The organism is Streptomyces sp. NPDC020299, from assembly GCF_044387825.1.
Taxonomy (GTDB): Bacteria; Actinomycetota; Actinomycetes; order Streptomycetales; family Streptomycetaceae; genus Streptomyces.
Window position 1 is genome coordinate 10,398 of sequence record NZ_JBIRWL010000018.1, and the last position, 11,904, is coordinate 22,301.

Below are 11,904 nucleotides of genomic sequence, written 5' to 3' on the forward strand. Positions count from 1 at the left end.
GGAGGCCGTGGTGTTCACCCCCGAGCGCCCCTACCGGTGCTCCCCCAGCGTGGCCCTGCGCCCGGAGCCCTTCGGGGCGCTCGCCTACCACTTCGGCACGCGTCGGCTGTGTTTCCTGAAGACCCCCGAACTCGTCGCGGTCGTACGGTCGCTGGCCGATCATCCGGACGTCCACTCGGCGCTGGAGCAGGCCGCCCTGCCCGCCGGGCAGCGCACCGCCTATCTCAGTGCCCTCGCCGGGCTGGCCGCGGGCGGAGTGATCGAACCCCGTCCCGGGGAACCGGCCGCCGGCCGCCTTCAGGAGGCAGCGTGAAGCTCGTCGACCACTTCGAGCGCGGTCTCGACGCTCCCATCTGCCTGACCTGGGAGCTCACCTACGCCTGCAACCTGGCGTGTGTGCACTGCCTGTCCTCCTCCGGCCGGCGCGACCCGGGGGAGCTGACCACGGCCGAGTGCAAGGCCGTGATCGACGAGCTGGAGCGGATGCAGGTCTTCTACGTCAACATCGGCGGCGGCGAGCCCACCGTGCGCCCCGACTTCTGGGAGCTCGTCGAGTACGCCACCGCCCACCACGTCGGCGTGAAGTTCTCCACCAACGGCGTGCGGATCACCCCGGAGCGGGCGCGGTGGCTGGCCGCCAGCGACTACGTCGACGTGCAGATCTCCCTGGACGGGGCGACCGCCGAGGTCAACGACGCGGTGCGCGGCCCGGGTTCGTACGACACCGCGATGGCTGCGATGCGCAACCTCGCGGACGCCGGCATGCGTGACTTCAAGCTCAGCGTGGTGGTGACCCGGCACAACGCGGGCCAGCTCGACGACTTCAGGGCCATCGCCGACGCGCACGGCGCCCAGCTGCGCATCACCCGGCTGCGGCCGTCCGGGCGCGGCGCCGATGTGTGGGACGAGCTGCACCCCACCGCCGAGCAGCAGCGTTCGCTGTACGAATGGCTGCTGGCGCACGGCGAGCAGGTGCTGACCGGCGACTCCTTCTTCCACCTCAACGCCCTCGGTCCGGCTACGCTGCCGGGTCTCAACCTGTGCGGGGCGGGCCGGGTGGTGTGCCTGATCGACCCGGTCGGCGACGTCTACGCCTGCCCGTTCGCCATCCACGACACCTTCCTCGCCGGCAACGTCCGCTCCCCGGGCGGCTTCACCTCCGTGTGGCGGGAGTCGGAGCTGTTCACCGAGCTGCGCTCACCGCAGACCGGTGGTGCCTGCACGGCCTGCTCGGCGTACGACGCCTGCCGGGGCGGCTGCATGGCGGCGAAGTTCTTCACGGGGCTGCCGCTGGACGGCCCGGACCCCGAATGCGTCAAGGGCAACGGGGAGCGGGCGCTGGCCGCGGTCGGCGCGGGTACGGCGCCCCGCCCCAGCGGTGACCACTCGCACCGCACGCGCGGCGGGTCCGGCCCGGTGCCGGTGACCATCGGACGGCGGCCGGCGAGTGCCGGGGTGCCGGACCGGGCCTGTGACACCAGCCCGTTGGCCGGGTTCGCCCCGGACCGCACGGGAGCCGCATGACCATGCGTCTGACCGAGCCCGTCGCGCTGGGCCCGCGCACCGCCCCCAGCCGGGTGGTGTTCGGGCCGCACGAGACCAATCTGGCCCGCCACAGGGCGCTGTCGGACCGGCACGTCGCCTACTACGCGCGGCGGGCGGCCGGCGGCGCCGGACTGCTCGTCACCGAGACGGCGAGCGTGCACCCCTCCGACTGGCCCTACGAGCGGGCCCCGCTGGCCGCGGACTGCGGGCCCGGCTGGGCGGCGACGAAGGCGGCCTGCGCGCCGTACGGAACGCTGGTGGTGGCCTCGCTCGGCCACTCGGGATCGCAGGGCTCGTCCGCGTACCACCAGTCGGCGCTGTGGGCGCCCTCCCGGGTCCCCGACGTGGCGAGCCGCGAGCTGCCGATGGAGCTGGAGGAGCCCGAGCTCGCCGCGCTGCGCGACGGGTTCGGTGCCGCGGCCCGGCTGGCGGCCGGCTCCGGCCTGGACGGGGTGGAGGTGGAGGCCGGGCAGTACAGCCTGCTGCGCCAGTTCCTGTCCGGGCTGACCAACCTGCGCCAGGACGGCTACGGCACCGACCGGCCGCGGCTGCTGCGGGAGGTGCTGCACACCGTGCGCGAGGCGGTGGGCGAGGACCGGATCGTGGGGCTGCGCCTGTGCTGCGACGAGCTCGCGCCGTGGGCCGGCATCACCCCGCAGCACGCCGAGGACCTCGCCCGTGAGCTGGCCCCGCTGCTCGACTATCTGGTGGTGGTGCGCGGTTCGGCCATGTCCACCGCGGCCACCCGGCCCGACTTCCACACCCCGCCGGGCTTCAACGGCGAGGTGTGCTCGGCCGTGCGCACGGCGGTGGGCGGGGCCGTGCCCGTGGTGCTGCAGGGCTCGGTGACCGACCCGGCGCACGCCCAGCGGGCGCTGGACGACGCGGTCGCCGACCTGGTGGAGATGACCCGGGCCCAGATCGCCGACCCGGAGCTGGTCGGGCTGGTGCGCTCCGGGCACCCGGAGCGGGTGCGGCCGTGTGTGCTGTGCAACCAGAAGTGCCGCGTACGGGACAACCGCAACCCGGTCGTCTCGTGCGCCGTGGAGCCCCGCAGCGGTCACGAGACCGAGGACGCGCCCGATTCCCCCGTCGGGCGGGAGCCGGTGTCCGTGGCCGCTGCGGAACAGGAGGCCGCGGTCCTCGTCGTCGGCGGCGGGCCCGCCGGCCTGGAGGCCGCGCGGGTGCTGGCCGTAAACGGGCGGCGGGTGGAGCTGGTGGAGCGCGAGGAGCGGCTCGGCGGCATCCTGCGGGTCGCGGGCGAGCGGTGGGCGCCGCTGCTGGACTGGCTGGAGTCGGAGGTGCGGCGGCTGGGCGTCACCGTACGCACCGCGACCGCCGTCGGCCCCGGAGACCTGGCCGGGCGCCGGGTCGTACTGGCCACCGGGTCACGTCCCGGGCCCCGCCGGTACGACGTCGACGGCGGCACGGTCCTGGAGGCGGCCGACCTGCTGGCCGGGCGTGCCCCGCTGCTCGGCGGGCCGGTGCTGGTGGACGACCCGGTCGGGGACGCCACCGCCGTCGCCCTCGCCGAGCGGCTGGCCGCCGAGGGCCGGGCCGTCACCCTGGTCACCGCGGACCAGGTGGCCGGCACCCAGCTGGCGCTCACCGGTGACCTCGCCGACGCGCACGCACGGCTGGTGCGGGCCGGGGTGACCCTGCTGCGGCGGACCGTACTGCGCGCCGCGTCGCGGGACTTCGCCCTGGTGGAGGACGTGTTCACCGGCGAGCAGCACAAGGTGGAGTGCGCGGCCGTGGTGCACTGCGGGCACCGGCTGCCCGACGCCTCCCTGGCCGCCCCGGACGGCGCGCTCCCCGCGGGCGACCGGGTGGCCCCGCGCACCGTGCACGAGGCCCTGCTGGAGGGCCGGCGCGCGGCGCTCGCGATGTGCGGCACGGGAGGGGACACGGCCCGATGAGCCGACTCAAGCTGCTCTTCTCACCGATCGGGCTCGGCCCGCTCACCCTCGCCAACCGCATCGTGTTCTCCGCGCACCTGACGAACTACGCCGAGGACGGCCTGCCCAGCGAGCAGCACGCGGCGTACTACGCGGCACGGGCGGCCGGCGGCGCCGGGCTGATCATCACCGAGGAGCACTCCACCCACGCGACGGACTGGCCGTACGAGAAACTGATCCACGGCTTCCGGCCCCAGGCCGTGGCCGGCTACCGGCGCATCACCGAGGCCGTGCACGCGCACGGCACGCCGATCCTCGCCCAGCTCAACCACAACGGCGGCCAGGCGTCCTCGATGTACTCCCGGCTGCCCGTGTGGGCGCCGTCGCCGGTACCGGACCCGCTGTTCCGGGAGGTGCCCAAGGAGGTCAGCACCGCGGAGATCGCCGAGATCGTCGCCGGGTACGGCACGGTGGCCGGGCACTGCGCCGACGGCGGCTTCGACGGCGTGGAGCTGCAGTGCTCGCACTCCTCGATCGTGCGTGGCTTCCTCTCCCCCGCCACCAACCTGCGCACCGACGGCTACGGCGGCCCCCTGCGCAACCGCGTACGCATCCTGCTGGAGATCGTCGACGCGGTCCGCGAGGCCATCGGCCCCGGCCGCGCACTGGGAGTGCGGCTGTGCGGCGACGAACTGCTGGACGGCGGTACCACCGTCGAGGAGGCCGTCGAGACCGCCCGGCTGGTGGAGGCCACCGGCAAGGTCGACTACATCAACACCTCGATCGGCGTGGCCACGTCGACGCTCTACATGATCGAGGCGTCGATGTCGGTGCCGCCCGGCTACGCCCTGTTCGTCTCCAACGCCATCCGCTCGGCGGTACGGCTGCCGGTGATCGGCGTCGGCCGCATCAAGGATCCGGTGCAGGCCGAACGGGCCCTGGCTGAGGGGCACTGCGACCTGGTGGGTGTGGTGCGCGGGCAGATCGCCGACCCCGACTTCGCCGCCAAGGCGCGTGCCGGGCACACCCCGCACATCCGTACCTGCCTGTCCTGCAACCAGGAGTGCGTGGGCCGCATGGGCCTCAACCGCTGGCTGGGCTGCATCGAGAACCCGCGGGCGGGCCGCGAGGCAGTGCCGCTGCCGGCCCCGGGACCCCGGCCGCGCCGGGTCGTGGTCGTCGGCGGCGGCCCGGCCGGACTGCAGGCGGCGGCGACGGCCGCGCGGCGCGGGCACGAGGTGACGCTGTACGAGCGGGCGCCGGCCACGGGGGGCCAGGTGGCGACGGCCGCGACCGCGCCCAGCCGCGCCGAGTTCCTCGACGTCGTACGCAACCTGCTGGCCGAGTGCCTGCGCCACGGCGTGGACATCCGCACCGGGGTGGAGGCCACCGCCGACTCGCTGCGCGCCGAAACACCCGACGCGATCGTGCTGGCCACCGGGGCCCGGCCGCAACCGCCCTACTGGGCAGACGGACTGGAGCGGGTGGTGGACGTACGGGACGTGCTGGAGGGGCGGGCCGCGCCCGCGGCCGGGCAGCGGGTCCTGGTCGTCGACGAACTGGGCTTCCACCAGGCCACCTCCGTGGCCGAAGTGCTGGCCGACCGGGGCTGCCGGGTGCGGATCAGCACGCCCGGCATGGTCGTCGGGCAGGACCTGGGGATCACGCTGGACCTGGAGACGTACAGCGTGCGCGCCCACGCCAAGGGCATCGAGCACATCACCGACCAGGTGGTGACGGGGGCCCGCCCGAGCGGGCAGGGGGACGGCGAAGTGGAACTGGACATCCTCACGCACACCACCGGGACCACGGCGCAGGAGCACTACGACTGGGTGGTCTGCGCGGTGCACCAGGCGCCGGAGGACTCCCTGTGGCACGCCCTGAAGGACGCGCCGTTCCCGGTCCACCGCGCCGGGGACTGCCTGACCCCCCGCCGTGCCCACGCCGCGGTCGTCGAGGGACACCGGGCGGGGGTGGCACTGTGAGCGGCACGCCACGGCCGGGAGCCGCCTTCGGGTTTCCCGCGCGGATCGCCGTGCTGGTCGTACGGGACGGGGTGCTGCCGCTCGGCGCCGACGAGGCCGTGGCCGAGGCCGGCGGGGCGGTGGTCGTGGCCGGTTCGGGGGCCGGGGACGCGGCCGCGGGGCTCGTCGCGGCCCGCCGGGTGTGGGCGGCCGAGAGCGGCGTCGCGCCCGCCGCGCTGGCCGGCGCCCTCGCGCCGCTGCTCGCGCCGGTGCACACCGTGGTGCTCCCCGCCTCCGCCGACGGCCGGGACCTGGCGCCGCGGCTGGCCGCCGAGTTGGGCCGGCCGCTGCTCGCGGGCGCCCAGGAAGTGCTCCCGCACGGCGCGGACGTGCTGCGCCTGGGCGGCAGCGCGCTGGTCGAACTGACCGCGGACGGGCCGTTCGTGGCCACCCTGGAACCCGGGGTACGCGGCGCCACTCCCGTGGCCGGACCGCCTCAGACCACCGTACTCACGCTGCCCGACGCACCGGAGACCACCGTGGACGCGGTGCACGTCGCCGCCCTGGACACCTCCGCCGACGGCGGTGATCTCGCGGGCGCCCGGCGGCTGCTCGGTGCCGGCGGCGGGCTCGGTGGGCCCGAGGCGGTGGCGCTGCTCGGTGAGCTCGGCGCCGCGTTCGGCATGGCGGTGGGCGCCACCCGGGTGGTCACCGACGCGGGCTGGCTGGAGTACGCCCGCCAGATCGGCACCACCGGCGTCACCGTCGACCCGGACCTGTACGTCGCCTTCGGTGTCTCCGGCGCCCCGCACCACACCGGCGGCCTCGGCTCGCCACACCATGTGGTGAGCGTCAACACCGATCCGTACTGCCCGATGACCGCCATGGCCGACCTGGGCATCGTGGCCGACGCGCCCGCCGTGCTCAGCGCGCTCGTACGGCTGGTGCGCGGGGCCGCCGAGGAGCGGGAGGCGCGCGATGCCGCCTGAGACGAACGGCGCGCCCGCCTTCGACGTGGTCGTCGTCGGCGCGGGCCCGGCCGGATCGGCCGCCGCGCTGGAGGCGGCCCGGGCCGGGCGGTCGGTGGCGCTGCTGGAGCGCGGGCCGTATCCGGGCGCCAAGAACGTGTACGGCGGTGTGGTCTACGGCCGGATCCTGGACGAACTGGTGCCCGACTGGTGGGAGCACATGCCGGTGCAGCGCTGGGTGACCCGGCGCTCCACGATGCTGCTCACCGAACAGCAGGCGCTCACCGTCGACTTCCGCACCGAGGACTGGGGGCGTCCTCCGTACAACGGCGCCACCGCCTTCCGCTCCGAACTGGACGGCTGGCTCGCCTCCCTCGCCGAGCGGGCCGGCGCCGTCCTGGTGCCGGCCACCACCGCCACCGGCCTGCTGCGCGACGGGGCCGGCCGGGTCTGCGGGGTGCGCACCGACCGGCCCGACGGCGATCTCACCGCCCGGGTGGTCATCGCCTGCGACGGCGTCAACTCCTTCCTCGCCAAGGAGGCGGGGCTGTTCTCGAAGGTGCCGGGCAAGCAGGCGGAGCACACCTCGCTGGGCGTGAAGGAGACCCTGGCCCTGCCGCGCGAGGTGATCGAGGAGCGGTTCGGGGTCAGCGGGCGGCACGGCCAGGACATCGAGGTCCTCGGCTGCACCGGCGGCATCCCCGGCGGCGGGTTCCTCTACACCAACCTGGAGTCCGTCAGCGTCGGCGTGGTGCTGTCGCTGACCGGGCTCGCCGCCTCCGGCACCCGGCCCGAGGCGGTACTCGGCCGGATGAAGCGGCACCCGGCGATCGCCCCGCTGCTGCGCGGCGCCGAGCTGAAGGAGTACTCCGCCCACCTGATCCCCGAGGGCGGCTACGACACCATGCCGGAGCTGGTCACCGACGGCATGCTGGTGGCCGGGGACGCGGCCGCGATGTGCCTGGCCGCGGGTGTGTGGCTGGAGGGCGTCAACTACGCGCTGGGCGCGGGCATGTACGCCGGGCGGGCCGCCGCCGCGGCCGTCGCCTCGGGCGACACCTCCCGGGCCGGGCTGGCCGGGTACCGCCGGCTGCTGGAGGAGTCCTTCGTCCTCGCCGACCACCGTCGGCTGCGCCGGGTGCCGGGGCTGGTCTTCTCCGACCGGGTGCAGCAGTCGTACCCGGGGCTGCTGTGCGACGTGGCCCAGGGGTTCTTCACGGTCGACAATCCGCGTCCCAAGCCCGGTCTGCGCCGGCTGCTGACGGGCGCGGCTCGCCGGCGCGGCGTCCGGCTGCGCCACCTGCTGTCCGACGCGTTCACCGGAACGAGGTCCTTCGGATGACCCAGCCGCCCGCCCACGACACCCTGCCCGAAGTCTCCTTCGAGGACCGCATGGCCACCGTGGACTTCCGGGTCGCGGAGAAGGCGCACATCACGGTCGACACCGACGTGTGCCGGTCCTGCGAGGTCCGCGCCTGCGTGCACGCCTGCCCCGCCGACCTGTTCGTGCCCACCGGCGACGGCGGGATCCTCTTCAACTACGAGCAGTGCTTCGAGTGCGGCACCTGCTACCAGGTCTGCGACGCGCCGGGCGCCATCTCCTGGACCTACCCCGAGGGCGGCCACGGCGTCGCCTTCCGGCAGGGGTGAGCGCCGTGCTGGTGGCCGCCGCGCTGCGCTGGACGGACCCGCGGGCCGTGGCGCATCCCCTGACCGGCACGGCCCCGGGCGCGCCGTACGCCGCCGGGGCCTCACCGGCCGAGCGGTGTGCCCTGGAGCAGGCGCTGCGGCTGGCCGAACGGCTCGGCGGGCGCTGTCTGGCGGTCACCGTGGGTCCGGCGGGGGCCGAGGAGATGCTGCGCGAGGCGTTGGCCGCCGGCGCGCACGAAACGCTGCGCATCGAGGGCCCGGACACCGACGAGGCGGCCACGGCGCACAGTCTGCTGGCCGGGCTCACCGCGGGTGGGCGCCCGGTGCCCGACGTGGTGGTGTGCGGGGACCGTTCGGTGGACCGCGGCACGGGGGCCACGCCGGCCCACCTGGCCGCTCGTCTGGGCACGGCGCAGGCGCTGGGGCTGGTGGAGCTGACGGTGGCGGACGCCGCTGACGACGGCGCCGGGCCGGCCGGCCTGTCGTTGCGGGCCGTGCGGCGGCTGGACGGCGGCCGGGCCGAGGAGCTGCGGGTGGTGTTGCCCGCGGTGTGCTCGGTGGAGGCCGGGAGCGTGCGACCGCGCCGGGCGACGCTGGCCGCGGTGCTCGCGGCGCGGCGGGCCGGGATACCGGTGGTGCGGGTGGCCGATCCGGAGGGTGCTGCCGTACGGGTGGGCCGGCCCCGTCCCTACCGGCCGCGCCCCAAGGCGCTGCCCGCCCCGGAGGGTGGCACCCGCCGGCGGCTCCTGGCCCTCACCGGCGCCCTCGTCCCGCCCCGCACCCCGCCCCGGGTGCTGACCCCTGACTCCCCCGAGGAGGCGGCCCGGTTGCTGCTGGCGCATCTGCGCGAACACGGCGTCGACGTGGACGGAGGTGTCACGCCGTGAGTTCTCCTGCCATCGCCGTACGCGTGCACCTCACCGCCGACCCGTCCCTCACCCGCCTCGACGGCGGCCGTACCCTGCTCGGCGGCTCGCCCTACCGGGTGCTGCGGCTGAGCGGGGCCGGGGCCCGGCTGGTGGACGGGTGGCTCGGCGGGGAGGAGGTGGCCGACCGTCCGGGGCAGCGCCGGCTGGCCGATCAGCTGGTCTCCGCCGGGCTGGTGCACCCCCGGTACGCACCGGGCCCGTTCACCGCCGCCGACGTCACGGCGGTGCTGCCGGTGCGCGACCACCCCGAGGTGACCGAGACGCTCGGCGGTCTCGCGGAACTCGCCGGCGTCGTGGTCGTGGACGACGGTTCGGCCGTGCCGCTGCCCGGTGCCGCCGTGCGTCATCCGGTCTCCCGGGGCCCTGCCGCCGCGCGCAACAGTGGCTGGAGGCTGGCCGGTACGGAACTGGTGGCGTTCCTGGACGCGGACGTGGTGCCCGAAACGGGCTGGCTGGAGGCGCTGCTGCCGCACTTCGCCGACCCGGAGGTGGTGGCGGTGGCGCCGCGGGTGTGCAGCCGGCCGGGCAGCAGTGCCCTGGCCCGCTACGAGCAGGAGCGCTCCCCGCTCGACCTGGGTCCGCTGCCCGCCGTGGTGCGGCCCGGCAGCCGGGTGAGCTATGTGCCCACGGCCACGCTCGTCGTCAGGGTCTCGGCGCTGCGCGCGCTGGGCGGCTTCGACGAGTCGATGCGCTACGGCGAGGACGTCGACCTGGTGTGGCGGCTGGCCGGCCGCGGCCTGCGGGTGCGCTACGAACCGGCGTCCCGGGTACGGCACGCGCCACGCCCCACCTGGCCGGCCTGGGTGCGGCAGCGCTTCCACTACGGCACCTCCGCGGCGCCGCTGGCCCTGCGGCACGGCACGGCGGCGGCTCCGGTACGGGTCTCCCCGTGGACGCTGGCCTGTTGGACCGCCGTGGCCGCGGGGCGGCCGGCCGCTGCCGCCGGTACGGCGCTGGTCACCGCGGGGCTGCTGCCGCGCAAGCTGCGCGGGGTGGGCGTGCCGGCCAAGGAGTCGGTGGCACTGGCGCTGCGCGGGCACTGGGGGGCGGGCCGGGTGTTCGCGGACGCGGTGACCCGCTCATGGTGGCCGGTGGCGGTACCCGCCCTGGCCGCCTCCCGTACCGGCCGGGTGCTGTTGGCCGCGGCCTTCGCCCGTCACGTCGACGACTGGCGCACCCGGCGTCCTGACCTGCCCCTGCCCCACTGGCTGGCGGCCCGGGTCGCCGACGACCTCACCTACGGTGCCGGCGTGTGGTGGGGCGCCCTGCGTCACCGCACACTGGCCCCGCTGCGCCCCGACACCGCGCCCTGGCCGGGTCGGGACGGGGTGCGGCGGGCGTGAGCGGCACGGTACCGAGGCGGCTGGCCGAGCTGGCGTGGACCGAGGTGGCGGCGGTGGCCGCCGGCGGTGTGCTGACCGTACCGGTCGGCTCGACCGAGCAGCACGGGCCGCACCTGCCGTGCACCGTGGACACCGACATCGCGGTGGCGCTCGCCGAGCGGCTGGCCGGGGTGCGGGAGTGGGTGGTGCTGGCGCCGCCGGTGGCCTACGGGTCCAGCGGCGAGCACGCGGGTTTCCCGGGCACGCTCTCCGTCGGCCGGGCGGCCGTCGAACTGCTGCTGACCGAACTCGGCCGTTCCGCCGACGCGTTCGCCGCGGTGGCGTTCGTCTCCGCGCACGGCGGGAACGCCGTACCGGTGCGGCGTGCGGTGGCCCGGCTGCGGGCCGAGGGCCGTACGGCGCACTTCTGGGAGCCGTCCGGCGATCCCGCCGACAGCCACGCCGGCCGGGACGAGACCTCGGCGATGCTCGCCCTGCGGCCGGCGACGGTACACCGGGAGCGGGCCGAGCCGGGTGACACCCGTCCGCTGTCCGTGCTGATTCCCCGGCTGCGGCAGGGCGGCCTGCGGGCGGTTACCGCCAACGGGGTGCTCGGCGACCCGACGGACGCGGATGCCGACCGGGGCCGGGCCCTGCTGGACCGGTGGACGGCCGCGCTGCTGGCCGCGAGCGAGAACTGGCGGCCCGTCTCGACCGCCTCACCTCGGCGTGCGCCGGGTCACTGACTCTGCTTCGCCTGCCGGGACTCCCGTCGCCGGCGGCGGATCAGCGCGTCGATTCCGTCCAGGGCGCAGTTCAGCGAGAACTCGAACTCGGTGTCCTCACCGTCGGAGTCGTCGAAGACCCCCGCCTCCATGGCCGCGTGGATCGCGGGGAAGCGGTCGGGGTCGGCGAGTTTCTCGATGAGCCGGCGGTAGTCCAGCATGGTTTCGGCGCCCTGGGTGGCGGGCTTGGAGAACGCCTCGTAGGTGTCGCTGAGTTGGGCCTCGTTGCGGACCAGGCCGGCCAGCAGCAGGATCACGGACATCTTCCGCGCCTCGTTGAGGCCGGTGCGCTGCAGGAAACACAGCCCCTGTTCGGCCCAGGCGATCTGGTGGGGAGTGGAGGGCGGCCCGCTGATCGGGATGCGCACCACCCAGGAGTGCCGGCGCAGTACGGCCAGGTAGGAGCGGCTCCAGTGCTCCAGGCCCGCCCGCCAGTGCGGCTTGGGGTCGGGGTGGGGGACGGGCGGGCCGAAGGCGGCGTCCACCATCAGGGGCAGCAGCTCGTCCTTGGCGGAGATGTAGCGGTAGAGGGACATCGTCGAGGAGTTCAGCTCCTTGGCGATACGGCTCATGGAGATGGAGCCGATTCCCTCGGCGTCCGCGATCCGTACGGCGGTCTCCACGATGCGGCTCAGGCTCAGGACACGCTTGGGTCCCTTCTGCGAGGGCTCTCTGAGCCCCCAGGCCACCTCGATGCTCGCCGGGAGGCCGATGCCGTCGTTGCCCATATGCGCCCGCCTTCTTCCGGCCGTGTGTCTGACCAAGGGCGTGACGCCCGCGCGCAGGGTGCGGGCGTCACGCCCTCGTGTCGATCGCCGGACGGGGGAACGCGTGCGATCGACG

The 11,904-nt window shown here is 75.4% G+C and carries 11 protein-coding genes; 10 read left to right on the forward strand and 1 reads right to left on the reverse strand.

Annotation, left to right across the window (positions count from 1 at the left end; genetic code table 11):
• Positions 1–10 precede the first annotated feature (10 nt).
• Genes mftB through mftE form a run of 10 tightly spaced genes read left to right on the forward strand, consistent with a single transcriptional unit; the run spans position 11 to position 11,022 of the window.
• On the forward strand, positions 11–313 hold the full coding sequence (gene mftB, locus ACH45E_RS35535; RefSeq protein ID WP_361457711.1) for a mycofactocin biosynthesis chaperone MftB: 303 nt from the start codon (positions 11–13) through the stop codon (positions 311–313).
• Positions 310–1,524, forward strand: a complete 1,215-nt coding sequence (mftC, locus tag ACH45E_RS35540; RefSeq protein ID WP_361457708.1) for a mycofactocin radical SAM maturase — start codon at positions 310–312, stop codon at positions 1,522–1,524. The genes mftB and mftC overlap by 4 nt, the downstream gene beginning before the upstream one ends.
• Positions 1,521–3,464, forward strand: coding sequence for a mycofactocin system FadH/OYE family oxidoreductase 1 (locus ACH45E_RS35545; RefSeq protein WP_361457705.1), 1,944 nt, complete (start codon positions 1,521–1,523; stop codon positions 3,462–3,464). The genes mftC and ACH45E_RS35545 overlap by 4 nt, the downstream gene beginning before the upstream one ends.
• A complete protein-coding gene (locus ACH45E_RS35550) occupies positions 3,461–5,428 on the forward strand; it encodes a mycofactocin system FadH/OYE family oxidoreductase 2 (RefSeq protein ID WP_361457702.1) in 1,968 nt (655 codons plus the stop codon). Before ACH45E_RS35545 ends, ACH45E_RS35550 begins: the two co-directional genes overlap by 4 nt.
• Complete coding sequence (locus tag ACH45E_RS35555; protein WP_361457699.1) at positions 5,425–6,396, forward strand: mycofactocin-associated electron transfer flavoprotein alpha subunit; 972 nt, start codon at positions 5,425–5,427, stop codon at positions 6,394–6,396. The genes ACH45E_RS35550 and ACH45E_RS35555 overlap by 4 nt, the downstream gene beginning before the upstream one ends.
• Entirely contained in the window at positions 6,386–7,717 is a 1,332-nt protein-coding gene (locus ACH45E_RS35560) for an FAD-dependent oxidoreductase (protein ID WP_361457696.1), read from the forward strand. The genes ACH45E_RS35555 and ACH45E_RS35560 overlap by 11 nt, the downstream gene beginning before the upstream one ends.
• Positions 7,714–8,025, forward strand: coding sequence for a 4Fe-4S dicluster domain-containing protein (locus ACH45E_RS35565; protein ID WP_361457693.1), 312 nt, complete (start codon positions 7,714–7,716; stop codon positions 8,023–8,025). Before ACH45E_RS35560 ends, ACH45E_RS35565 begins: the two co-directional genes overlap by 4 nt.
• The gene (locus tag ACH45E_RS35570) at positions 8,022–8,912 is read left to right on the forward strand and encodes a mycofactocin-associated electron transfer flavoprotein beta subunit (protein WP_361457690.1); all 891 of its coding nucleotides are present in this window, start codon (positions 8,022–8,024) and stop codon (positions 8,910–8,912) included. Before ACH45E_RS35565 ends, ACH45E_RS35570 begins: the two co-directional genes overlap by 4 nt.
• Complete coding sequence (gene mftF, locus ACH45E_RS35575; RefSeq protein WP_361457687.1) at positions 8,909–10,297, forward strand: mycofactocin biosynthesis glycosyltransferase MftF; 1,389 nt, start codon at positions 8,909–8,911, stop codon at positions 10,295–10,297. Before ACH45E_RS35570 ends, mftF begins: the two co-directional genes overlap by 4 nt.
• Complete coding sequence (gene mftE / locus ACH45E_RS35580; protein WP_361457684.1) at positions 10,294–11,022, forward strand: mycofactocin biosynthesis peptidyl-dipeptidase MftE; 729 nt, start codon at positions 10,294–10,296, stop codon at positions 11,020–11,022. The genes mftF and mftE overlap by 4 nt, the downstream gene beginning before the upstream one ends.
• Here mftE and ACH45E_RS35585 read toward each other — a convergent pair.
• The gene (locus ACH45E_RS35585) at positions 11,016–11,789 is read right to left on the reverse strand and encodes a TetR/AcrR family transcriptional regulator (RefSeq protein ID WP_361457681.1); all 774 of its coding nucleotides are present in this window, start codon (positions 11,787–11,789) and stop codon (positions 11,016–11,018) included. The two genes, mftE and ACH45E_RS35585, sit on opposite strands and share 7 nt — an antisense overlap.
• Between the last annotated feature and the right edge of the window lie 115 nt (positions 11,790–11,904).

Excerpts from the sequence above, each read along its gene's own strand:
- ACH45E_RS35550 (WP_361457702.1), top strand. The coding sequence starts at position 3,461 with ATGAGCCGACTCAAGCTGCTCTTCTCACCGATCGGGCTCGGCCCGCTC.
- ACH45E_RS35545 (WP_361457705.1), top strand. The coding sequence starts at position 1,521 with ATGACCATGCGTCTGACCGAGCCCGTCGCGCTGGGCCCGCGCACCGCC.
- ACH45E_RS35585 (WP_361457681.1), bottom strand. The coding sequence starts at position 11,789 with ATGGGCAACGACGGCATCGGCCTCCCGGCGAGCATCGAGGTGGCCTGG.
- ACH45E_RS35560 (WP_361457696.1), top strand. The coding sequence starts at position 6,386 with ATGCCGCCTGAGACGAACGGCGCGCCCGCCTTCGACGTGGTCGTCGTC.
- ACH45E_RS35565 (WP_361457693.1), top strand. The coding sequence starts at position 7,714 with ATGACCCAGCCGCCCGCCCACGACACCCTGCCCGAAGTCTCCTTCGAG.